Origin of the sequence: Pseudonocardia xinjiangensis (assembly GCF_050948425.1) — a bacterium.
Lineage (GTDB): Bacteria > Actinomycetota > Actinomycetes > Mycobacteriales > Pseudonocardiaceae > Pseudonocardia > Pseudonocardia xinjiangensis.
In genome coordinates, this window is sequence record NZ_CP192009.1 from 1,233,731 (window position 1) to 1,255,534 (window position 21,804).

Here is a 21,804-nt window from a genome sequence, read left to right on the forward strand (position 1 = left end):
GATGAGTGCGCGTACGTACCGGGGTGCCCCCGCGGGCCCGGGCGCCGGTCGGCGCTGGTCGGCGAGCCCCCTGCTGGTCGACGACGACGTACCCGGCGAGATCGTCCGCGACGTCGTCGAGACCCGTTCCTCGGACGAGGGTGACCTGCTGGGAGTGCTGGTCGAGCTCAACCTGACCGCGGGAGCAGTGCCGGGCGAGACGCTGGAACGGTTCCTGGTCCGGCACGCCGGGGTGCTGGACGCGCCCTCGTCCGCACGGCCCGCCCCGCGCCCCGTCGCCGCCGCGTACGTCCGGTGCCTGCTCAGCCGCGCCGAGATCCGGAACCTCCTGCGCGCCGACGACTCCGCGCCGCCACGCACGATCTTCCGGATCTGGCCCGACTACGTGATGCACGCGCAGGTGGACCGTTCGATCAGCACGATCAAGGCCGACGCCGCGGCGCGGACGTACGGCACGACGGGGGCGGGCATCGTCTGGGCGGTGCTCGACAGCGGCGTGGACGCCGAGCATCCGCACTTCTCGTGCGGGACACTCACCGACCCCGCGGTGCGGGACCTGCACCGGGACTTCACGTGGCTCGTCCGCGACGATCCGCCCCCGCCGGCGCAGGCCCCCGGACCGGCGCTGATCGACGAGCACGGCCACGGCACGCACGTCGCGGGCATCATCGCCGGCGCCGCGCCCCCGGACCGGCCGCCCCACCTGGCCGTGCTGGCGCCCACGACGGGCGACGACGGCGACCTGCCGCGGTGGACCGTCCGGGGGCTCGAGCCGGGCCGGGCCGTCAGCGGGATGGCCCCGCTCGCCCGCCTGGTCAGCCTGAAGGTCCTCGACAGCGCGGGCGGCGCTGCGCGGACCACGTCCAGCGCGGTGATCGAGGCGCTCGAGTACGTGCGCACGGTGAACGCGGGCGGGCGGCTGCTGCGGATCCACGGCGTGAACCTCAGCATCGGCTGCCCGTGGTTCTTCCGCGACTACGCCGCCGGCCAGAGCCCCCTTTGCCGCGAGCTGGACCTGCTGGTCGGTACGGGGGTGGTGGCGGTCGTCAGCGCCGGCAACGGCGGGTACGGGAGCGAGCGGGGCGGCGGGCCGCACGGGGTGCTGTCGAGCATCACCGATCCCGGCAACGCCGACCGCGTGATCACGGTCGGCGCCACGCACCGGGACAAGCCCCATACGTACGGGGTGTCCTACCTGTCCTCGAAGGGGCCCACGCTGGACGGCCGGCTCAAGCCCGACGTGCTGGCGCCGGGGGAGCGGATCACCTCGTGCGCCAGCGGCCGGTTCCGGGCGGCGATCCCGGCCCTGCCCGCCGGACGGGATGCGGCCTGCTACGCGGAGGACAGCGGTACCTCCATGGCCGCACCGCACGTGTCGGGTGCCATCGCCGCCCTGCTGTCGGTGCGTCCCGAGTTCGTCGGCCGGCCCGACGACGTCAAGGAGCTCATCACGACCAGCGCGATCTCGCTGGGCCGCGACCGGTTCTTCGAGGGGCACGGGCTCGTCGACCTCATGGGTGCGCTCGCGCGGATCTGACCCGGATCCGAGACAGATCTGAAAGGACACGCAGATGGCCAGTCCGATCGGCGGTTGCCGGCGCTGGGAGATCAGGTTCGAGAAGGACGGCCGTGTGCTCACCGACGACGGCCTCGCCGCCGAGATCGGTCCGGGGCCGGTCACCGACCTGGTGGTGTTCAGCCACGGGTGGAACACCTCGGAGAGCAGTGCCCGTGACCTCGGCAACGGCCTGTTCGAGATGGTCGTCGCCGAGCTCGCACCCTCGCGGCGGCTCTCCACCGGCCTCGTCACGGTCCTGTGGCCGTCACTCCTCTTCCCCGAGGACGAGCCTGCCGCCGACGGTCCCGTCGTCACGAACCCCGGGGACGCGCAGGGCGCCGAGGGCCCGCCGCCGGTCCGCCTCCCGCCCGGCGAGCCGTCCACCGGGGCCGAACTCGCGGTCGCCCTGTCGCCCGCGTTCCCCAGCCGACATTCCGAGCTGGCCCGGATCGGGCAGCTCCTCGACACACGGCCGCAGGACGCCGGGCGCCTGGCGGAGCTGCACCGCCTGGCCACCGGGCTCGTCACCACCCCGAACGACGCGCCGGAGGACGCCGGGGAGGTAGCGGCATGCAGCGAGCCGACCGCGGTGGTGCTGGACGCGCTGTCCGGGCTCGCCCCGCGTGCCGGGGACGCGCAGGGCCTCGGAGTGTTCGACACGCTCTGGGACGGCGCCCGGGAGCTGGTCCGCGTGCTCAGCTACTACGAGATGAAGAACCGCGCGGGAACGATCGGCCGGCGGGGCCTCGGCCCGCTGCTGGCCCGGCTGCAGGGGCTGCGGCCGGATCTGCGGGTCCACCTGGTCGGGCACAGCTTCGGCGCCCGGCTGGTGGCGTTCTCCCTGCTCGGGCTGCCCGCCGGGCCGGCGACTCCGGTTCGGTCACTGCTGCTCGTGCAGGGTGCGTTCAGCCACTTCTCCTTCGCCGATCCGATGCCGATCGACGGCGCCCGCCGCGGTGCGCTGGCCGGCGTCGCCGATCGCGTCGACGGACCGCTGCTCGCCACCTTCACGGCAGCCGACCGCGCCGTGGGCTGGTGGTACCCGAACGCCAGCCGCCTCTCGCGGGATGACGACCAGGCTGCCGCCGTCCCCGGCTACCGGTGGGGCGGGATGGGGTTCGACGCCTTCCAGCAGGCCCGTACCGTCGACCAGCGCCTCGAACCGCCCGGCACGCCCTACGGGTGGAAGGCCGGCACGTTCTACCGCCTCGACGCGACGCACGTCGTGAACCGGCAGCTGTCGTGGTTCGCCGGTGCCCACAGCGACATCCGCAAGCCCGAGATCGCCTGGGCCGCCGTCACGGCGGCCGGGCTCGCGGACGGCTGACCCGGAGCTGCTCCGTGCGGTGCGGCACGGAGCAGCCGGTGGTCAGGCGGGGACGATCAGCCCGGTGGTCTGCGTGCGGGCAGCGTCGAAACGGGCCTGCGCGTCCGCCCAGTTCACGACGTTCCACCACGCCTTTACGTAGTCCGGCTTCACGTTCTTGTACTGCAGGTAGAACGCGTGCTCCCACATGTCGAGCATGACCACGGGGACGAGCCCGATCGGCACGTTGCCCTGCTGGTCGTACAGCTGCACGATGTGCAGCCGGCTGCCCAGCGCGTCCCAGGCGAGTACGGCCCAGCCGGAGCCCTGGATCGTGGTCGCCGTTGCGGTGAACTGGGCCTGGAACCCGTCGAAGGAGCCGAACTGCTCGTCGATGGCGGCGGCCAGCTCGCCGGTCGGCTTGCCGCCGCCGTCGGGGGACAGGTTGTGCCAGAACACCGAGTGGTTGATGTGGCCGCCGAGGTTGAACGCGAGCGACTTCTCCAGCCCGACGATCGCGCCGAAGTCGCCGGACTCCCGGGCCGCGGCGAGCTTCTCGAGGGCGTCGTTCAGCCCGTTGACGTAGGTCTGGTGGTGCTTGCTGTGGTGCAGCTCCATGATCTCGCCCGCGATGTGGGGCGCCAGTGCGCCGTAGTCGTAGGGGAGGTCGGGAAGCGTGTACTCGGCCATGGTTCTCCTCTGCTGATGATGTGCAGTCGCCAGTATCTTGCAACAGGGAGAGCCGGGTGGCAGTGTGAGGTTCTCCGTTCCGGTGGTCGTTCTGGCAGCTCGACTCGGGATCGGCCGCGGGGCCCGACGCCAGAGGTGTCGGGTCCCGCGAGTAGCTGTGACCCGATCTTCCTGTGCCGTTCATCCGATCGTGCGAGCATGATCCCGTTGTGGCGTTGCGTCGCATCTGTGAACGACAGGGGGAGGACCTCGCATGCCTCGCACTTCCGCTCCGGTCCGGCGGGCGGTCCTCGTGGGGGCGAGCGTCGTGCTCGCCGCCACCCTGACCGCCGCCACCACCGGTGGGGGTGACGGTCCGGGTGACGGCGCTGCCGGCGCGCCGGTCGCGGTCCAGCTGCTGGCGCTCAACGACTTCCACGGCAACCTCGAACCGCCGTCGGGATCCAGCGGGACGATCGCCGGGGCGCCCGCAGGTGGCGTCGAGTACCTCGCCACCCAGCTCGCGCAGCTCGCAGGCCAGGTGCAGCAGGAGAACACGATCACGGTGGCCGCAGGCGACCTGATCGGCGCGTCCCCGCTGCTGTCGGCCGCGTTCCACGACGAGCCGTCGATCGAGGCACTCGGGCTGGCCGGGCTCGACCTCGCGAGCGTGGGCAACCACGAGTTCGACGAGGGTGCCGACGAGCTGCTGCGCATCCAGAACGGCGGCTGCCACGCCGACGGCTGCGCCGACCCGGACCAGCCCTACAAGGGCGCGGAGTTCCAGTACCTCTCGGCCAACGCGTTCGTCACCGACACCGGCGAGCCACTGCTGGCGCCGTACGCGGTCAAGGAGGTGGCGGGCGTGCGCATCGGGTTCATCGGCATGACCCTGGAGGGCACCCCCGACATCGTGACGCAGTCCGGCGTGGCCGGGCTGGAGTTCCGCGACGAGATCGAGACGGGCAACCGGTACGCGGCCGAGCTGCAGAAGCAGGGCGTCGAGGCGATCGTGGTGCTCCTGCACGAGGGCGGCACGCAGGCCGCCAACGCCGGGATCAACGACTGCACCGGCCTGCAGGGCCCGATCGTGCCCATCGCCGAGGGCTTCTCCCCGGCGATCGACGTGGTCGTCAGCGGCCACACCCACCAGGCCTACAACTGCGTGATCGGCGGCAAGGTCGTCACCAGCGCCAGCTCGTTCGGCCGGCTGGTCACCGACATCGACCTGCAGATCGACCCCGCCACCGGCAACGTGCTCACCGCCACGGCCACCAACGTCGTGGTCGGGCGCGACGTGCCCGCCGAGCCGGCCGAGACCGCGCTGATCGCGCGCTACCGCACGCTGCTCGGCCCGATCGCCTCGCGGCAGGTCGGCGAGACCACCGCAGCCGTCACCCGCGCACAGGAACCGCTCGTGGGGTCGCTGGCCGGGGAGTCGTCGCTCGGCAACCTCATCGCCGACGCCCAGCTCGCGGCCACCGACCAGGAGCAGGGCGCGGTGGCCGCGTTCATGAACCCCGGTGGCGTGCGCGCCGACCTGGACGCCGGCCCCGTCACCTACGAGGAGGCGTTCACCGTCCAGCCCTTCAACAACTACCTGACCACGGTGGACCTCACCGGCGCGCAGCTCGACTGCCTGCTGGAGCAGCAGTTCGTCACCGAGCGCACGCTGCAGCCCTCGGCCTCGGTGGCCTACACCGTCGACCCGAACGGCGCGGTGGGCACCGCGGCCGACCCCTGCTCGGGCACCCGCGTCGGAGCACTCAGCATCGGCGGCACGCCCGTCGACCCCGCGGCCACCTACCGGATCACCGTCAACAGCTTCCTCGCCGACGGCGGCGACGGCTTCTCGGTGCTCACCCAGGGCACCAACCGGGTGGTCGGCGGCCTCGACATCGACGGCTTCGCCGCCTACCTCACCGAGGTGGGCCCGGTGGCGCCGCCCGCCACCGACCGGATCACGGTGGCGTGAGGCCCCTCAGGCACCTCAGGTCGGGTACGACCCGCCGTCGAGGGCGATGACCTTGCCGGTCAGGTAGCCGTTGCGGAGCATGGCGAGCGAGAGGTCGGCCACCTCCTCGGTGGTGCCCAGGCGGCCGACCCGGATGTTCGGGGGCACCGGGTCGTCCGGTCCGAACGGCAGCATCCGCGTGCCGGCGATCAGGGCCGGGGCGATCGCGTTGACGGTCACCCCCGACCCGGCGACGCGCGCCGCGAGATGGTGGGTGAGGCCATGCAGGGCCGCCTTGCTCGCGGCGTAGTGCGGCCCGATCACCCCACCGGTCAGCGCGGCCACCGAGGAGAACAGCAGGATCCGGCCGAACCCGCGCTCGATCATCCGGGGCAGCGCCCGCTGGGCGAGGAAGAACGGTGCCCGGACGTTGACGGTCATGGTCTCGTCCCACAGCGGCCCGTCGACGTCCTCCCACGACGTCTGCGTGCCGGCGCCCGCCGCGGCGACCAGCACGTCGAGGCCGCCCAGCCGTTCGGTGGCCGCGTCGACGACCCGGGCCGGGGTGGCGGGGTCGGCGAAGTCGGCCTGCATCACCGCGGCGCGGCGGCCGAGCGTGCGCGCGTGGTCCGCCGCCTGCTCGGCCTCGGCGGCGTGTCCGCTGTAGGTGAGCAGGAGATCGGTGCCGCTCTCGGCGAGCCGCCGGGCGAGCGCCTGGCCGATGCCACCGGACGCTCCGGTGACCAGGGCCACCCGATCGCGCAGAACCGTGTCGATGCCGCTGTCGGCCACGTACGTCCTCCTGGGTCGTCCTGACGAGCCCCCGGACGTCGACGGTACGACCAGGGTGGAGATCTCCGAACGCCCTGCCGGTCACCTCGCGGACGATTACGCTCCCCCGAACGGCTTCGTCTGGGGGTGGACGGCTGATGCGCACCACGATCCGTCGGTTTCTCGCTGCGCTCGCGACCGTGACGTTCATGGTCGCGCTCGCGTCCTGTGCCGACTCGGGCACGGCGCCCCCGCTGCCGGGCTCGGCCGACACCAGCCGCTACGACGCCGTCATCGCCGCCTCACCGGTGGCCGACCCGGCGGCGATCACCCCGGGATCGTGGGCCGACAAGGTCAGGCAGCGCGGCACCCTGAACGTCGGCGGTACCGACGCCGGGCCGCTGTTCTCCCTGAAGGACCCCGCCACCGGCAAGGTCACGGGCTTCGACGCCGGCCTGTCGCAGATGCTGGCGCACTACATCACCGGCAAGCCCACCGACAACACGGCGCTCACCATCACCACCGTGGACACCCGCGAGACCCTGCTCGAGAACGGCACGGTGGACGCCGTCTTCGCCACGTACACGATCACTCCGCAGCGCGCGGCCAAGGTGGCCTTCGCGGGTCCGTACTACTCCTCGGGCGACGCGATCATGGTGAAGGCCGACAACACGACCATCCGCACCGCCGCCGACCTCAACGGCAGGACGGTGGCGACCCAGGCGAACTCCACCGCCGTGCTCGCACTGCAGAAAGCCGCTCCGGGGGCCAACGTCCTGCTGTTCCAGGAGGACGCCCAGTGCGTGGCCGCCGTGCAGCAGGGCCGCGCCGACGCGTACGTCATCGACCAGGGGATCCTGATCTCCGACGCCAGCACCAACCCCGCCGTGAAGGTCGTCGGGGAGCCGTTCAGCACCGAGCCCTACGGCATCGGGCTACCGCTCAACGACCCCACGGCCAAGGCCTTCGTCAACGACTGGCTCGAGGCGATCTACGCCGACGGCAGCTGGGCGAACCTGTGGAAGGCCACCATCGGCACGGTCGTCAGTGGCGATCCGCCCGCCCCGCCGGCGATCGGCTCCGTCGAGGGCTCCTGAGCACGCGGTGCAGGTCGTCACCGACAACATCGGCTTCCTGCTCGGCGGACTGCTGGTCACCCTCGAACTGACCGCGCTCGGGTTCGCCGGCGCGCTCCTGCTGGGCACCGTGCTGGCAGTGTTCCGGGTGAGCCCGATCCCGCCGCTGCGGGTGGCGGGCACCGTCTACGTCGAGGTGCTGCGCAACATGCCGCTGCTCAGCCTGCTCGTGCTGTTCGTGTTCGGGCTCCCCGACATCGGCCTGACCTTCTCGCTGTTCACGTCGGCGGCGGTCTGCCTGGCGGCGTTCGGCGCCGCGTTCGTCTGCGAGGCGGTGCGCGGCGGGATCAACACGGTGGCGGTCGGGCAGGCCGAGGCCGCCCGGTCGCTCGGTCTCACCTTCACCCAGACGCTGCTGCACGTGATCCTGCCGCCCGCATTCCGGACGATGGTGCAGCCGCTGGTCAACATCTTCATCGGGATCGCGCTCGGGTCGTCGCTCGCCGCGGCCGTGGGGGTGAGCGAGCTGACCAACCGCACGCAGGTGCTCAACCTCCAGTCGGCGCAGGCGGTGGTGCTGTTCCTGGTGAGCGGCGCCATGTACCTGGCGATCGCGCTGCTCGGCGGCCTGGTCGGGGGCGCCCTGGAACGGCGGCTGTCGGTGCGGTCCCGGTGAGAACGGTCGTGGGCGAGCCCGCACGGGTGCTGTTCGACGAACCGGGACCCCGCGGCCGGGCCCGGATCCGGCTGTTCACGGTGCTGGGGCTGATCGTGATCGCCGCGCTGCTCGCGCTGGCGCTGTGGCAGTTCGGCCGCAACGGCCAGCTCGGGCTCAGCCGGTGGGCCCCGTTCGTCCAGGTGTCCTACCTGTGGTTCCTCTGGCAGGGGATCGTCGGGACGATCGTCGCGACCGCGCTGGCCGCGGTGATCTCCTTCCCGCTCGGCGTGGTCCTCGCGCTCGGCAGGCTCTCGAAGCGGCGGATCCTGCGCTGGCCGGCCATCGGCTACATCGAGCTGTTCCGGGGCATCCCGCTGCTGCTGCTGATCTACGCCTTCCTGCTGGCGCTTCCCCGGTTCGGGATCAACCTCCCGATCCTCTGGAAGCTGGTGGTGCCGATCGTCCTGGTCAACGTCGCGGTGCTGGCCGAGATCTTCCGGGCCGGGATCCTGGCGGTGGACCGCGGGCAGTACGAGGCCGCCGCCGCGATCGGGCTGCGCGAGGGCACCGCCATGCGCACGGTGATCCTTCCGCAGGCCGTCCGGCTGGTGATCCCGACGCTGGTCACCCAGCTCGTCGCGCTGCTGAAGGACTCCACGCTCGGCTACGTCGTCAGCTACCCGGAGCTGATGAAGCAGGGCAACAACCTCACCGTCTACACCCACCTGCTGATCCAGACCTACCTCATCGTCGCCGCGATCTACGTCGTCGTGAACGTGGCTCTGTCACGGCTGGCCGTGTGGCTGGAGCGCCGGCTCGGCACCCGCGTGCGCCGCAACGTCGCCCGGGCCGAACCCGCCGGAGCCGCGCCGCCGACGATGGCGTGACCGCCCGGCACATAGCAGCAAAGCCACTTTCATGCCAGCAGGTTGCGTGAACGTGGCTTTGCTGCAACGGCTGCGGGCTGATGCGCCACGGTCCCGCCGGACCGAAGTCCAGCGGGACCGTGACTGGCCGCTCGGCTCCCGGGGGGATTGGCGCCGAGCGGTTCTCTCAGGGCTCGCAGGACGGCATCGAACCGTTAACCGCGGCCTACGGGAAACCTGGACAGTTGTCAGGCTTCCCGGTCGGTGCCCGCAGCGACGAGGTGCGCGGCTCCGCGGCTGTCCGCCTGCCGGACAGGGCGGGAAAACCGGGCCGCCCAGCTGTCCGCAAGCCGGCTCGATGCTGCTCTGACCAGCACTTATCGGGCCACCATGATCGACCGCAGGCTCGGGGTTCCCGGCGCCGGCACAGCCGGCCGGAACGACGTCGGCTCGGTCGGCGTCCCCGTCTCTCCGGCCCATCGGGCCCGTTCGCTCGCGAGACCATGTTCACCCGGTTGGGGCTCGCGTGCCTGCTGGCATCGGAGCCGCCCGTTGGGTCCGATGCCCGGTGCCTGTCGGGCCATGCTGCGGCGGTGCTTCTCCGCCGACCGCAGGTGAGCTCTACTGATCATGCGACAGAGAGGTTCTGACGCCTCGACGAGGAGGAGGTCCGGATGCCGGCCGTGGATCTGATGCGCCGGGCGTTGCGCGACCCGCTGTGGGGGAGGTCGTGACCGCGGTCCGGGTGGAGCGCACGGGTCCGGTCACCACGGTGTTCCTGCACCGCCCCGCCCGCCGCAACGCCGTGGACGGGGCCACCGCCGCCGCACTCGCCGACGCGTTCCGCGCCTTCGACGCCGACGACGAGGCCGCGGTCGCCGTGCTCCACGGCGAGGGTGGCGTCTTCTGCGCAGGCGCGGACCTGACGGCCGTGGGCACCGAGCGCGGCAACCGCGTCGCCCCCGACGGCGACGGCCCGATGGGGCCGACCCGGTTGCGGCTGTCGAAGCCGGTGATCGCCGCGGTGTCCGGCTACGCCGTCGCGGGTGGGCTGGAGCTGGCTCTGTGGTGTGACCTGCGGGTCGCCGACGAGACCGCGGTGTTCGGCGTCTTCTGCCGCCGCTGGGGCGTCCCGCTGATCGACGGCGGGACGGTGCGGCTGCCCCGGCTGATCGGCACCAGCCGCGCGATGGACCTGATCCTCACCGGGCGGCCGGTCGATGCGGAGGAGGCGTTGGCGATCGGGCTGGCCAACCGCGTCGTGGCGGCGGGGGAGGCTCTCGCGGCCGCCCAGGAGCTCGCGGCGCAGCTGGCCGGGCTCCCGCAGCCGTGCCTGCGGCACGACCGGCTGTCCGTGCTCGACCAGGAGGGGCTGTCGGAGGCCGATGCGCTCGCCGTGGAGTTCGCCCACGGCCAGGTGTCGCTGGCCGCCGACGCGCTCGACGGAGCCGCCCGGTTCACGAACGGAGCCGGCCGCCACGGGACGTGACGCGGGCGCCCGAGGTTCAGGAAAGCCACTTTGCAGAACGCTCAGGGCAGGAAAGTGGCTTTCCTGAACCTGGCGGGGCGCTGCGGGGCGCCTTATTCTCCGCCGGTGCATCAGCTCGCCCAGGTCAACGTCGCGCGGTTGCGACGACCCCTGGACGACCCGTCGATGCGGGAGTTCGTGGCGGCGCTCGGGCCGGTCGAGCGGTTGGCCGCGGTCGCTCCCGGGTTCGTCTGGCGGCTGACCTCGGACGGCGTCCACGGCGTGTGTGTGCAGCCCGAGACGGGCGGCCCGATTTTCGTCAACCTGACGGTGTGGCGGGACTACGACGCGCTGCACCAGTTCGTCTACCGCAGCCCGCACGCGGGCTACCTCAAGCGACGGTCGCGCTGGTTCGACCCCACCCCGCAGCCCTCCACGGCGCTGTGGTGGGTGCCGGCCGGCTCCGAGCCCACCGTGGACGACGCCCTCCGGCGCCTGCGCCATCTCCGCGACCACGGCCCGTCGGCGCGGGCCTTCTCGCTCCGCAGGCGGTTCACCGTCGACGGCAGGCCGGTGCGCGCCGCCCGTCGGGGTGGACCGGCCCGGGTACCGGACAAAACGGACCACTGGGCCCGTACGATCGGATCATGACCCGTCGCGCGACCGCGCCCGTCCTGACCGCCCTGATCGCGCTTGTCTTCGTTGCCGGATGTGGGGGCGAGGGTTCGCAGACCGACTGCGGGCTCGACGGCTGCACGATCACCTTCCCGCGCAGCGGTGCCGCCGCCGTGTCGGTGCTGGGCATCGAGGCCAGGGTCGTCGGCGTCGAAGGGGGCACCGCGCAGCTGGAGGTCGCCGGGCAGCAGATCGCAGTACCGGTGGGCGGGGAGACCCAGGCCGAGGGCTTCACGGTCGGTGTCGAGCGGGTCACCGACGCCGAGGTCGTGGTGCGCGTCCGGCCCTGAGCGGGCTCAGCCGAGCGCGGCGTCCAACAGCTGCTCGATCGGCAGCGGACGGGCGGCCGGGTCCTTGGCCCGGTCGTCCCACCGCCGCAGGTCCATCGCGTCGGCGGCCAGCCGGTGGCGCAGGAAACGCTCCACCTCGCCCCCGCTCGCGGGGCCGCCCTGCTCGGCGAGCGTGCGCACCGAGGTGGGGGAGAGCAGGGCGAGGTAGTCGGGGTCGGTGGCCACCAGGGCCCGCTTGGCCAGCACGTGCGACCCGACCAGCCAGCCGGCCTCGGCACCCAGCAGGCCGGTGACGTACGCGGCGCCCGCCCGCTCGTGCGGGGCCTGCGGCAACGTGGCCTCCACGTGCGGCAGCCTGCCGACGTCGTGCAGCAACGCGGCGGCCACCAGCGCGGGACGGCTGCCCGCCGCCACGGCGAGCGTGCCGGCCTGCAGGGCGTGGGCGAGCTGGTCCACGTCCTCGCCGTCGTAGGGGAGGTCGGCCATCGCCAGCAGATCGATGCGCATGGTGTCGCGGGTGGTCATGGAGAGCGCCTTTCTCGGTAACGGGTGGTCAGAACCGGTCGCGCAGCCAGATCGCCAGCAGCTCGACCAGCATCACGGCGGCGAAGATCATGATCAGGATCGTGGTGACGACGCCGAACTCCAGCACGCGTGAGGCGCTGAGCAGGTAGTAGCCGATCCCGCCCGCGCCGACGATGCCGAGCAGCGTGGCCGCGCGGATGTTCGTGTCGAGCAGGTGGAGCACGTGGGCCACGAGCGCACGGGCGCCTGCCGGGAGGCTCGCCGCGAAGAACACCTGCCACCGCGACCCGCCGGTGGCCTGCAGTGCCCGCTCCGGCCCGGCGTCGATCTCCTCCAGCGAGTCCGCCACCAGCTTGCCGAGCAACCCCACGGCGCCGACGGCGAGCGCGACCGCCCCGGCGACCTCGCCGAGTCCGGTGATCACCACGAAGACGATCGCGAGAATCAGCTCAGGGATGCTCCGGATCAGCAGGATGACGGCATCGACAGGATCGTCGGGAGCAGGCGTGGCGAGGATGACGATGCCGAGGGTCTGCCCGCAGAGCCGGAGGGTCCCCAGCAGCGGCGGGAAGTCCAGCGGCAGCGTCCGGCGGACGAACGCCACCGCCTGGTGCGAGCCGTCGACGAACGTCGCGACGTTGATGCGCAGCTCGGCGAACGACCACAGCGCCGCGGCCAGCAACGCGAGCAGCACGAGCACCGCGGCCGCCGTCCCCGCCAACGGTCGCGTGGCGAGCCGCTCGCGCGCCGGCGGGCGGGGCGCCGGGGCCGACGGCGCGCGGACGGCCATCAGCCTGCGGTCGCCAGCAGCGCGCTCGCATCGGCACCGACGCGGGAGTACACCGCCATCACCTGGTCGCGGTCCAGCCCCGTGGTCGGCAGGTCGAGCACGGTGCGGCCGGTCCGCAGGCCGATGATCCGGTCGCCCCAGCCGAGGGCGAGATCCACCTGGTGCAGGCTGCACACCACCGTGAGCGAGTTCTCCCGGCTGATCGTCTTGAGCAGGGTCATCACCTGCTCGGACGACTCGGGGTCCAGCGACGCCACCGGCTCGTCGGCCAGCAGCACCTCGGGCCGCTGCATCAGCGCACGGGCCACCGCCACCCGCTGCTGCTGCCCGCCGGACAGGGTGTCCGCCCGCTGGAACGCCCGGTCGGCCAGCCCCACCCGGTCGAGGTGTTCCAGCGCCTCGCGGCGCAACGCCCTCGGGTACGTCGGCAGGCCGAGGCGGGGCCCACGGAGGCGACCGAGTGCGCCGGTGCAGACGTTCTCGAGGACCGTGCGACTGCCCACCAGGTCGAACTGCTGGAAGACGAAGCCGATGCGGCGCCGCAGCCCTCGCAGGGCACCCCCGCGGGCCGAGCCGACGTCCACGCCGAGCACCCGCACGCTGCCTGATGTGGGCAGATGCAGGCCGTCGACGTGGCGCAGCAGGGTCGACTTCCCCGAGCCCGACAGGCCGAGCAGGACCACGACCTCACCCGCGTGCACCGTCAGGGAGACGTCGTCGAGACCGAGCACGTCCGGACCGAACTGTTTCGTGACCCCGGCGAACTCCACCACCGGCGGGGTGGCCGCGCGTCGCGTGCTGCCGTTGGTGCTGTCCCTGACCGTCACGACGCCGAGGTGCAGTTCTTGTTCTTGGTCTCGTCACAGACCTTGCGGATCGGGTCGTAGAAGGCGTTGTTCACCGGTGACTTCAGCGCGGTGGTGATCTGCCCGGGCTTCAGCTGGCCCTTCTGGATGAGCGTCGTGTCGACCATCGAGTCCTCGGGGAGCACGCAGCGGAGAGTGCGGTTCATACCAGGTCGGGTCTCCCTGTCCAGGTGCGTGATGCGTCGGACCGTCCGGCTGTCCGACATCACGACCGAGGCTCCGAGTCAGCGATGCTGACGGCCGGTCCCCCGGGTGGCCGGAGGCTGAACGCGCGGCAACGGTTCCGTTGTCATGTCCGCTCAACTCCCGGCTGGTGTCCCCTTTGCCCACCTGATCTCGACAACAGCCGGTGGGGTTCACCCAGCGACCTCCTGCCGTTCGCGCTCGTGGAGTTGTCCGGACAAGTCGGCGGGGCAGCGTCGGGTCGCGGAACGTCACCTCGGAAGGGACGTGAACGTGGGCACGACCATCACCTCGCGCGGAACGCGCTACCTGGACATCGCCGAGCAGCTCGCGACCGAGCTGGCCGACCTGCCGACAGGAGCCCGCGTCGCCGGGGAGCACGACATCACTCTGCGGTTCGGAGTCGGCAGAGCCGCGGCACGGGCGGCGCTGCAGGAACTGGAGCGGCGGTTACTGGTACGCCGGATCCAGGGCGCGGGCACCTTCGTCAACCGGCGGATCGACTACGTCATCTCCCACGACCGGCGTCCGTCATGGCACGAGACGATCGCCGCCGCGGGGGCACAGCCGCGCACGGTGGTTCTCGGTGTCGACGTGGTGGCCCTGCCGGAGGAGCCGGCGGCCCTGCTCGACCTGCCGCTCGGCACGCCTGCGCACCGGTTGCGCCGCCAGTCCTACATCGACGACCTGCTGGCGGCCACGTCGCACGAGTGGATCCCGGTCGCGACCGTCCCGGAGCTGGGCGCGGCGTTGCACGCGGCCGAGTCCGTCGACCTGGTCCTGCGCCAGGTCGGACGGGTCCAGCCGGTGCGGTCGTGGAGCCGGGTGAGCCTCGACGTGCCACCTGTCGACGTGATCGTGGGCCTGCGGATGGAGTCGACAGCTCCTGTGTGGCTCGTGGAGAGCCTCAGCCGGGACGCCGAGACCGGCCTCCCGGTGATGTGCAGCAGTTCATGGATGCGCGCGGACGCGCTCCGCGTGGTCGTGGAGCTCGGGGAAGGACGGGGATGAGCGGTAGGAGCACGACGCAGGACACGACATCACGACAGGCACAGGAGGGGGTGCGCGAGAGACGCGCCGGGCTGCTCGCGCTGGCGGGCAGTGCCGAGCTCGTGGCCCACGACGCCGACGCGATGCGCAGGCTCGCCGACCGCCTCGTCGAACTGGGTGCGGGCCGGGCCCACCGCCACGGTGCTGCCCCTGAGCTGCTCGGGAGCGCGGCATGAGCCACGCCGGTACCGCGGTGCGGTGGACGCTCGGCGCGCCCCCGCTCGACTACGTGCTGGGCCATGTCCGGGCCGTCCTGCCGGACCGGGTCGTCGACGACGCCCGCGTCGCCGTCCGGGACGGGCGGATCGCCGAGGTCGGCCGCATCCGCCCGGGTCGGAGGCCGATGTGGACGGGGCCGGCCTGCTGTGCGTCCCCTGCGTGGTGGACGTGCACTCCGACGGCCTGGAACGGGAGGTGCTGCCCCGGCCGGGTGCGCGGCTGCCGTGGGAGTTCGCGATCCTGTCCTTCGAGGGCAAGCTGCGCGCTGCCGGGGTCACCACGGTGTTCCACGGCGCGTCGTTCGAGGAGGGCACCTCACCGTCCACCGTCCGCACGGTCGCGACCACGCGCGAGCTGTGCGCCGCCGTCGCGGAGCGCGGCGTCGCGGCCGTCGACCACCGCATCCTGCACCGCCTCGACGTCCGCTCCCCGGAAGGGCTGGCCGCGCTGCGGGAGCGGCTCGCCGGCGCGTCCCCGGGGGACGTGCCGGCGCTGGTCTCCCACGAGGACCACACCCCGGGGCAGGGGCAGTACGCCGACCGGAGCCACTACGAGCGGTACGTGGCGGGCACCCGGGGTCTGTCCGACGGCGAGGCGCGCGACCACGTGGACCGGCTGATCATCGAGCGGGACGACCGGCTGCCGATCCGCGCGGAGGCCCTCGACTGGCTGGGTGGGCTCGCGCGGTCGGGAGCGATCCGGCTGCTCGGGCACGACCCGGCGAGCGCCGCGGAGATCGACGACCTGGTGGCGAGGGGCGGGGCGGTGGCCGAGTTCCCGACCACCCTGGAGGCCGCGGCGGCGGCCCGGGAGCGGGGCCTGCCGGTGGTCGCCGGTGCGCCCAACGTCCTGCGTGGCCGGTCGCACGCCGGCAACGTGTCGGGCGGCGAGCTCGCGGCCCGCGGCCTGCTCACCGCGCTGGCGTCGGACTACCTCCCGTCCGGCCTCCTCCCGGCCGCGTTCCTGCTCGCCGCGCGCGGCGTGGTCTCGCTGCCGGCCGCGGTGGCGCTGGTGACAGCGGGGCCTGCGGAGGTGGCGGGGCTCACCGACCGCGGCCGGCTCGGCGCCGGCATGCGGGCCGACCTCGTGCTGGTCGAGCCGGGAGAACCGTGGCCGGTGATCCGGTCGGTGCTGCGCGCGGAGACGCCCTGACCGGCACCGCCCACACCCCGAGGCCACCGTGCACAGGTCAGGACGTGTGCACGGTGGCCGTCCGGTGTGCACGGTCGTCCTAGGATCCGCGGGTGCCCTCGATCACGCGTCCGCGCCCGCAGGGCCCCGACCGTCGCGCTGCCGTCGAGGCCCAGGTGCTGGCCGCCACCGAGAAGCTGCTCGTCGAGGGCGTCCCGTTCACCGAGCTCGGCGTGCAGCGCATCGCCACCGAGGCGGGCATCGCGCGCTCGACGTTCTACCTCTACTTCCGCGACAAGACGGAGCTGCTGGTGCGGCTCGCGGGGTCGCTCAAGGAGCAGTTGTTCGACCTCGGGGAGGACTGGCGCCCGACGGGACCGGGCGGCGGCCCGGACGGGCTCGCCGCGCTGTTCGAGCGCATGATCCGCTACTACCGCGACCACGGCGCGGTGCTCGCCGCGATCAGCGAGACGGCCGCCTACGACACGGTCGTGCGGGACTACTGGACCGAGGAGATCAGCCGGTTCGCCGAGCGGGCGGTGGCGCGCCTGCAGGAGGAGCGGGAGGCCGGCCGGCTGGCGCCGGACGTCGACCCGGCGGTCGCGGGCTGGACGCTCGCGGTGGGCGGTGCGCAGGTGATCGCCCGGCACGTCGCGGGCGGTGATCCGAGCGCTGACGCGGTGATCGCGCGGGAGCTCGCCCTCTCGCAGTGGCACGGGGTGTACCGCCGCCCGGCTGGCTGACCGCGCCGGACGCGCGCAACGGGCGACTCGCGGGGCCGGGACGGGCGACTCGCGGGGTGGGGACGGGCGACTCGCGGGAGTGCGGGTCAGGCGGCGTCTGTCCGGGAGCGGAGCTCTGCGACCCGCTGTTCCACCTCGGCGGCGGAGAGGGTGCCGCGACGGTCCGCGCCCACGGGCACGGCGGCGGCCACGACGCAGTCGGCGAACAGGTCGATCCGGCTGACCGTCTGTGCGTTCAGCGCCCGCTCCTCGCCCGCCGGGACGAGCGCGTCGGACACGTACGACGTGGCCCCGCCGGTCCACACCGGGACGCCGGCCACCGCGCCTGCGCTGACGAGATGGGTGTGGCCGGCGAGCACGATGCGCACGTCGGTGCCGGACAGGACCGCTCCGAGGGTGGTGCGGCGCTGCAGTTCGATGGCCGCGGACAGCCGCGACGGTGACGGCAGCGGCGGATGGTGCAGCGCCAGCACGGTGCCGGCCGGCGCGGGCTCGGTCAGCTCGGCCTCCAGCCACGCGAGCTGGTCCGGGGTGAGCTCACCGTGGGCGTGCCCGGGCACGGTGCTGTCCAGCACGACGATCCGCAGGTCGCCGATCCGGGTCGTGTGGTCGAGCGGGGCCGTGTCGGCCGGTCCGCCGGTGGGGCGGATGCCCAGCAGGTGGGTCCGCAGTGCGGCGCGGTCGTCGTGGTTGCCCATGACGAACAGCGCGGGCGCCCCGAGGCGTGCGGCCACCGGCTCGACGAGCGCGCGGAGCCGCTCGTAGGCGGCGGGCTCGCCCTCGTCGGTGAGGTCGCCGGTGAACAGCAACGCGCTCGGTGCCACCCCCGACTCCTCCACCGCGGCCAGGGCGCGGGCGAGCGCTTCGGCCGGGTCGATGGCGTAGCGGACGCCGTCGGCCACGAGATGCAGGTCGGTGAACTGGATCAGCGTGTGCTCGGGCGCGGGCGTCACGGCGTCGATCCTCGATCGCGCCGGCGAGCGGGGACAAGCGACTCCGGGTGAACTCCCGGCGTCCGCCACGTGCACCGCGACAGGCGCCGGCAGGGCCGTCGGCGCTAGGGCTCCGCTTGCGCCCAGCGCTCGACGAGCACCTCGTCACCCACCGAGAGCTTGCCCGGCCGCAGCACGGCGAACTTCGCGCCGAAGGTCACCCCGCCCCCCTCGGCGCGGCGGTAGCCGGCCAGCGTGCGCAGCGGCTCCGGGCCCACCCGGACTCCGGTCTCCTGGTCCACCGTCGTGACGGCGCACCGGACGGCGAGCTTGGCGTAGCCGAGCAGCGCGTCCCCGATCGCGACCTGGCGGGCCCGATCCTCGGTGTGCGGCTCGTCCCACCCGTCGACCACGATGTTGGGCCGGAACCTGTTCATCGGCACCGGCTCCCCACCCTGCTCGACGAGCCGCGCGTGCAGCAGGTCCAGGGACGCGAGGCTGGTCATGAGCAGTGCGGAGCTGTCGGCGTAGCCCGCCGTGCCCGGGGTCTCCCCGCCGGTCACGCGGTCGTGGTCGGGCGGCACCCGCACCAGCCGGCTCGGGGCAGCGAGCAGCGCCGTCAACCACTCGGCGGCCCGCTCGCCCTGGTCGATGCCCGCGTAGGGCACGCCGAACAGATCGACCGCGTTGCGCGGCCCCTCGGTGCGCACCTCGACGGGCAGCGCGTCCATGCCGGGGGCGCGGAGCGTGAGCAGGTCGAGGTCGCCGTCGACCTCCGGCCGGATCTGGGCGAGGCGCGGATCCCGCCGCTGCGAGCGGAAGACGCCGTCGGCGTCGACGATCATGAAGGACCGGTCGTGGGCGAGCCCGGCGGCGGTCAGGGCGGACTCGCACGCCGCCGTGCCGGCACAGCCCTTGATCGGATAGTGCAGTAGCGACGCGACCCTGGCCACCCCGACCACGCTACCGTCGCCCAGCCACCGGGACCTGCGCCCACACGAGGAACGACCGCCGGGTGCGCTCGCCCGCGGCCGGTGCGGTGATCTGGGTGCGCGCCGCGACGAACCCGGCCTCGGCCGCGATCCCGGCCGCGGCCCGCTCGTCGGCGGGGATGGTCAGGTGGCTCTCGACCAGGCGGCGGAACTCGGGTGACGGGTGGAAGTCGGCCGCCATCGGCACGCTGAACGCCACCTGTCCGCCGGGGCGCAGCACGCGCCGCCACTCGCGCACCGCGTCCCGGCCGATGAGGTGCAGCGCCGAGGCGCAGAGCACGACGTCGGCCGCGCCGTCACCGAGATCGAGCGGCACCGCCGGTGCGTGCCGCCACTCGATCCGGCCGTCGGGATCGTCGCGCCCGGCCTTGGCCCGCGCCCGTTCGAGCATGCCCCGTGAGACGTCCACGCCCACCACGCGGCGCGCATCGAGCAGGGCCACGGCGGCGAACGCGGCGAACCCGGTGCCGGTCGCCACGTCGACGACCAGGGCCGGTGGGGGATCCGGCTGCAGGCCGCGCACCAGCTGGTCGGCGATCGTGACGTGGTGCAGGTCGTCGTCGTAGGTGGGGGCGGAAGCGTCGAAGGCGGCGGCCATCTCGGTCACCGCCGGGATCGTAGGTGACCCTCGGGATCATGGTCGCCCGATATCCTGCGCCGATGTCGTCCGTACGGATCGAGACCGTCACCCTCGACGAGCCCGCGGTCCGCGAGCTGATCGGTGAGCTCGACGCCGAGTTGCACGACATGTACCCGGAGGAGGGTGCGGTCCACGACCGGCTCGACCCGGCCGAGGTGGCGCCGGGCCACGGGGTGCTCCTCGTCGCGGTCGACGACACGACGGGCCACCTGCTCGGCTGCGGAGCCGTGCGGCTGCGCGAGCCCGGCGTCGGCGAGATCAAGCGGATGTACGTCCGGCCGCAGGCACGCGGCCGCGGGGTCGGCCGGGCACTGCTGGCTGCGCTCGAGGCGGAGGCGGCGGCGCTGTTCGCCGACCGGGTGGTGCTGGAGACCGGTGCGCGACAGGTCGACGCCGTCGGGCTCTATCGGCACGCCGGGTACGTCGAGATCGAGTGCTTCGGGGAGTACGCCGACTCGCCGCTGAGCCTCTGCATGGCCCGCACGCTCGGGTAGGCCGGTCCGGTCGGGGGTCCTGTCGGTGCCTCGTGCTCCACTGGGGCAGGGAGGTGATGACCGTGTCGTTCGTCCACGGGCACGCGCGGGCCACCGGTTGGGTGATGGCCCATGTCCGGCGCCCCACCACCGCCGAGGACGGTCAGCTTCCGCTGCTCGCCGCGGTACCGCTGCCGCGCCCTGCGGACGCGGAGGAACCCGCGGAGCCCGACCTGCAGGGGCCCGGCGCGGCCCGGGTCGCCCGCAGCTGAGCTACCGGCGCCGGGGGAACGGCATGCTCGCCCGGTAGGGGGCGGGCGAGCATGCCGTAGCTCGTCAGCTCGCGCCGGCCACCGCTGCGGCCTGCGGCGCGGGGAATCCCCCGACCGCCTGCTCGAAGGTGTGGGCCACGCGCAGCACGGTGGCGTCGTCGAACCGCTTCCCGATGATCATCATCCCGGTCGGGAGGCCGTTGGCCTGCCCGGCGGGCACGCTGCACGCCGGGTGCCCCGAGACGTCCAGCGGCGCGCAGTTCGTCACCATCTCCAGCGCCCGCACGATCTGCTCCTCGCGCGGGGCGTCCTCGGCCGGGATGAGCGAGGCCTGGATCGGCGTGGTGGGCATGACCAGCACGTCGTAGCGGGCCAGAGCCTCGTCGTAGGCCGCTCGCAGCCGGGGGGCCAGGTTGCGCGCCATGGCGTAGTGCTTGCCCCGGTAGCGGTCGAGCGCGTAGCGGCCGGAGAGCAGCACGAGCTTGACGGTCTCGGAGAACTGGCTGCCGTCCGCACGCCACTTGTTGCCGTAGAACTCGATGAGCTCGGGGTCGTAGCGGCCCTGCCAGTTCAGGCCGTAGCCGTTGCCGTCCACCATCTGTGCCGTGGCGCCCTCGATGGAGATGACGTCCCAGATCTTCAGGCCGTGCAGGTGCCAGGGGATCGAGACGTCCTCGACGGTGAGGCCGGCCTCGCGCAGCGTCTCGGCCGCCGCGCGCACCGCGTCGTCCACGTCGGGGTCGGAGCCCGGGTGGCCGAAGCCCTCGCCGACCACGCCGACCCGCAACCCCTCGGCGGACCGGGAGAGTGCCGCGACGTAGTCCTGGACGACGAGGTCACCCGGCTGGCGCGGGTCGTGTCCGTCGGGTCCGGCGATGACGCCGAGCAGCAGCGCGGCGTCGGCCACCGTGCGGGTCATGGGGCCGACGTGGTCGATCGTCTGCTCGATCGGGAACGCGCCGGTGTAGGGCACCAGACCGTGGGTGGGCTTGTGCCCGACGATCCCGCTGAAGGAGGCGGGCATGCGGATGGAGCCGCCCTGGTCGCCCCCCGTGGCGAAGTCGACCACACCGGACGCGACGAGTGCGGCACTTCCGCTGGACGACCCGCCCGACGACCGGCTGGTGTCCCACGGGTTGCGCACCGGGCCGGTGCGCGAGGTGTGTGAGCCACCGGAGAAGCAGAGGTCCTCGCAGACGGCCTTGCCGGCGATCGTGGCGCCGGCGGCGAGCATCCGGGACACGATCGTGGCGTCCCGGGACGGGACGAAGCCCTCCAGGGTGGTGGAGCCGTTCATCATCGGCACGCCGGCCACTGCGGTGTTGTCCTTGACCGCCACGGTGCGGCCGGCGAGCGGGCCCTCGCTGCTCTCGGTGATGTTGCAGGTGACGTACCAGGCGTTCAGCGGGTTGTCCGCGGCCTCGGGCCGCGCCCACGCCCGGTCGGGCGCGACGGGCTCCACCTGCGCGTGGAGCGCCTCGACGGCGTCCCACGACGCGAGCACCCCGTGTACCAGCGGGGCGAACGACTCGACGTCGGCGTCGGTCAGGGCCAGGCCGTAGCCGACGGCCACCTCGGCGATCTCCGACTGGTCAGGGGGCTCAACGGGCATCGTGTGTCTCCTCGCGGTCGGTGGCCCACGCACCGTAACGAGCGGGAGATCGACATGTCTACGACAGTTGGCACGTTGATCAGGG

The 21,804-nt window shown here is 73.1% G+C and carries 25 protein-coding genes; 15 read left to right on the plus strand and 10 right to left on the minus strand.

The features are described from left to right. Nucleotide 1 precedes the first annotated feature (1 nt). Together ACQPZA_RS05925 and ACQPZA_RS05930 are read left to right on the plus strand one after the other, a co-directional pair. Nucleotides 2-1,537 carry a S8 family peptidase gene (locus ACQPZA_RS05925; protein WP_433279084.1) on the plus strand — a complete coding sequence of 512 codons (1,536 nt, stop codon included), beginning with the start codon at nucleotides 2-4 and terminating at the stop codon, nucleotides 1,535-1,537. A gap of 34 nt (nucleotides 1,538-1,571) precedes the next feature. Further along, complete coding sequence (locus tag ACQPZA_RS05930) at nucleotides 1,572-2,885, plus strand: hypothetical protein (protein ID WP_433279086.1); 1,314 nt, start codon at nucleotides 1,572-1,574, stop codon at nucleotides 2,883-2,885. Between the two features lie 42 nt (nucleotides 2,886-2,927). Here the strand turns inward: ACQPZA_RS05930 and ACQPZA_RS05935 are convergent, their stop codons facing one another. Beyond that, nucleotides 2,928-3,554 carry a superoxide dismutase gene (locus ACQPZA_RS05935; RefSeq protein WP_433279088.1) on the minus strand — a complete coding sequence of 209 codons (627 nt, stop codon included), beginning with the start codon at nucleotides 3,552-3,554 and terminating at the stop codon, nucleotides 2,928-2,930. A 253-nt stretch (nucleotides 3,555-3,807) separates the two neighbouring features. On the opposite strand from ACQPZA_RS05935, the gene ACQPZA_RS05940 reads away from it, so the two are divergent. Further along, a complete protein-coding gene (locus ACQPZA_RS05940; RefSeq protein WP_433279090.1) occupies nucleotides 3,808-5,508 on the plus strand; it encodes a bifunctional metallophosphatase/5'-nucleotidase in 1,701 nt (566 codons plus the stop codon). Between the two features lie 15 nt (nucleotides 5,509-5,523). On the opposite strand, the gene ACQPZA_RS05945 is transcribed toward ACQPZA_RS05940, so the two are convergent. Beyond that, nucleotides 5,524-6,279, minus strand: a complete 756-nt coding sequence (locus ACQPZA_RS05945; protein ID WP_433279092.1) for an SDR family NAD(P)-dependent oxidoreductase — start codon at nucleotides 6,277-6,279, stop codon at nucleotides 5,524-5,526. A gap of 137 nt (nucleotides 6,280-6,416) precedes the next feature. On the opposite strand from ACQPZA_RS05945, the gene ACQPZA_RS05950 reads away from it, so the two are divergent. From ACQPZA_RS05950 to ACQPZA_RS05975, 6 genes are all read left to right on the plus strand, one after another. Continuing rightward, nucleotides 6,417-7,355, plus strand: coding sequence for a glutamate ABC transporter substrate-binding protein (locus tag ACQPZA_RS05950; RefSeq protein WP_169394690.1), 939 nt, complete (start codon nucleotides 6,417-6,419; stop codon nucleotides 7,353-7,355). Nucleotides 7,356-7,362: 7 nt separating this feature from the next. Beyond that, entirely contained in the window at nucleotides 7,363-8,010 is a 648-nt protein-coding gene (locus ACQPZA_RS05955; protein ID WP_169394691.1) for an amino acid ABC transporter permease, read from the plus strand. 8 nt (nucleotides 8,011-8,018) lie between these two features. Beyond that, on the plus strand, nucleotides 8,019-8,879 hold the full coding sequence (locus ACQPZA_RS05960; RefSeq protein ID WP_433279094.1) for an amino acid ABC transporter permease: 861 nt from the start codon (nucleotides 8,019-8,021) through the stop codon (nucleotides 8,877-8,879). 709 nt (nucleotides 8,880-9,588) lie between these two features. After that, a complete protein-coding gene (locus tag ACQPZA_RS05965; protein WP_433279096.1) occupies nucleotides 9,589-10,347 on the plus strand; it encodes a crotonase/enoyl-CoA hydratase family protein in 759 nt (252 codons plus the stop codon). A 105-nt stretch (nucleotides 10,348-10,452) separates the two neighbouring features. Then, on the plus strand, nucleotides 10,453-10,977 hold the full coding sequence (locus ACQPZA_RS05970; RefSeq protein ID WP_433279098.1) for a DUF3291 domain-containing protein: 525 nt from the start codon (nucleotides 10,453-10,455) through the stop codon (nucleotides 10,975-10,977). Continuing rightward, complete coding sequence (locus ACQPZA_RS05975) at nucleotides 10,974-11,291, plus strand: hypothetical protein (RefSeq protein WP_169394695.1); 318 nt, start codon at nucleotides 10,974-10,976, stop codon at nucleotides 11,289-11,291. Before ACQPZA_RS05970 ends, ACQPZA_RS05975 begins: the two co-directional genes overlap by 4 nt. A gap of 6 nt (nucleotides 11,292-11,297) precedes the next feature. Here ACQPZA_RS05975 and ACQPZA_RS05980 read toward each other — a convergent pair whose 3' ends face one another. From ACQPZA_RS05980 to ACQPZA_RS05995, 4 genes are read right to left on the minus strand one after another with little or no spacing between them, the layout of a single operon-like run. Continuing rightward, nucleotides 11,298-11,816: an HD domain-containing protein gene (locus ACQPZA_RS05980; protein ID WP_433279100.1), complete on the minus strand. Its 519-nt coding sequence runs from the start codon at nucleotides 11,814-11,816 to the stop codon at nucleotides 11,298-11,300. Nucleotides 11,817-11,844: 28 nt separating this feature from the next. Next, nucleotides 11,845-12,606, minus strand: coding sequence for a PhnE/PtxC family ABC transporter permease (locus ACQPZA_RS05985; RefSeq protein ID WP_433279102.1), 762 nt, complete (start codon nucleotides 12,604-12,606; stop codon nucleotides 11,845-11,847). Further along, the gene (gene phnC / locus ACQPZA_RS05990) at nucleotides 12,606-13,433 is read right to left on the minus strand and encodes a phosphonate ABC transporter ATP-binding protein (protein WP_433279104.1); all 828 of its coding nucleotides are present in this window, start codon (nucleotides 13,431-13,433) and stop codon (nucleotides 12,606-12,608) included. The genes ACQPZA_RS05985 and phnC overlap by 1 nt, the downstream gene beginning before the upstream one ends. Then, nucleotides 13,430-13,618 carry a hypothetical protein gene (locus tag ACQPZA_RS05995; RefSeq protein ID WP_433279106.1) on the minus strand — a complete coding sequence of 63 codons (189 nt, stop codon included), beginning with the start codon at nucleotides 13,616-13,618 and terminating at the stop codon, nucleotides 13,430-13,432. The genes phnC and ACQPZA_RS05995 overlap by 4 nt, the downstream gene beginning before the upstream one ends. Before the next feature lie 310 nt (nucleotides 13,619-13,928). Between ACQPZA_RS05995 and ACQPZA_RS06000 the strand changes: the two genes are divergently transcribed. The 4 genes from ACQPZA_RS06000 (at nucleotide 13,929) to ACQPZA_RS06015 (ending at nucleotide 16,798) form a co-directional block, all read left to right on the plus strand. Further along, nucleotides 13,929-14,666, plus strand: a complete 738-nt coding sequence (locus ACQPZA_RS06000; protein WP_312858965.1) for a GntR family transcriptional regulator — start codon at nucleotides 13,929-13,931, stop codon at nucleotides 14,664-14,666. Between the two features lie 50 nt (nucleotides 14,667-14,716). Beyond that, nucleotides 14,717-14,881, plus strand: a complete 165-nt coding sequence (locus tag ACQPZA_RS06005; RefSeq protein ID WP_433279108.1) for a hypothetical protein — start codon at nucleotides 14,717-14,719, stop codon at nucleotides 14,879-14,881. Nucleotides 14,882-15,050: 169 nt separating this feature from the next. Further along, complete coding sequence (locus ACQPZA_RS06010) at nucleotides 15,051-16,076, plus strand: alpha-D-ribose 1-methylphosphonate 5-triphosphate diphosphatase (protein ID WP_433279110.1); 1,026 nt, start codon at nucleotides 15,051-15,053, stop codon at nucleotides 16,074-16,076. Between the two features lie 92 nt (nucleotides 16,077-16,168). Next, nucleotides 16,169-16,798, plus strand: coding sequence for a TetR/AcrR family transcriptional regulator (locus ACQPZA_RS06015; RefSeq protein ID WP_433279112.1), 630 nt, complete (start codon nucleotides 16,169-16,171; stop codon nucleotides 16,796-16,798). Between the two features lie 86 nt (nucleotides 16,799-16,884). Here the strand turns inward: ACQPZA_RS06015 and ACQPZA_RS06020 are convergent, their stop codons facing one another. From ACQPZA_RS06020 to ACQPZA_RS06030, 3 genes are all read right to left on the minus strand, one after another. Continuing rightward, complete coding sequence (locus ACQPZA_RS06020; protein WP_433279114.1) at nucleotides 16,885-17,751, minus strand: metallophosphoesterase; 867 nt, start codon at nucleotides 17,749-17,751, stop codon at nucleotides 16,885-16,887. 104 nt (nucleotides 17,752-17,855) lie between these two features. Continuing rightward, nucleotides 17,856-18,683 (minus strand): MOSC domain-containing protein, encoded by an 828-nt coding sequence (locus tag ACQPZA_RS06025; protein WP_433279116.1) that lies wholly within the window; start codon nucleotides 18,681-18,683, stop codon nucleotides 17,856-17,858. A 10-nt stretch (nucleotides 18,684-18,693) separates the two neighbouring features. Beyond that, entirely contained in the window at nucleotides 18,694-19,320 is a 627-nt protein-coding gene (locus ACQPZA_RS06030; RefSeq protein WP_433282691.1) for a class I SAM-dependent methyltransferase, read from the minus strand. Between the two features lie 62 nt (nucleotides 19,321-19,382). On the opposite strand from ACQPZA_RS06030, the gene ACQPZA_RS06035 reads away from it, so the two are divergent. Both ACQPZA_RS06035 and ACQPZA_RS06040 read left to right on the plus strand, forming a co-directional pair. Then, the gene (locus ACQPZA_RS06035) at nucleotides 19,383-19,856 is read left to right on the plus strand and encodes a GNAT family N-acetyltransferase (protein ID WP_433279118.1); all 474 of its coding nucleotides are present in this window, start codon (nucleotides 19,383-19,385) and stop codon (nucleotides 19,854-19,856) included. A gap of 56 nt (nucleotides 19,857-19,912) precedes the next feature. After that, on the plus strand, nucleotides 19,913-20,107 hold the full coding sequence (locus ACQPZA_RS06040; protein ID WP_433279120.1) for a hypothetical protein: 195 nt from the start codon (nucleotides 19,913-19,915) through the stop codon (nucleotides 20,105-20,107). A gap of 64 nt (nucleotides 20,108-20,171) precedes the next feature. On the opposite strand, the gene ACQPZA_RS06045 is transcribed toward ACQPZA_RS06040, so the two are convergent. Continuing rightward, on the minus strand, nucleotides 20,172-21,719 hold the full coding sequence (locus ACQPZA_RS06045; RefSeq protein WP_433279122.1) for an amidase: 1,548 nt from the start codon (nucleotides 21,717-21,719) through the stop codon (nucleotides 20,172-20,174). Nucleotides 21,720-21,804: the final 85 nt, after the last annotated feature.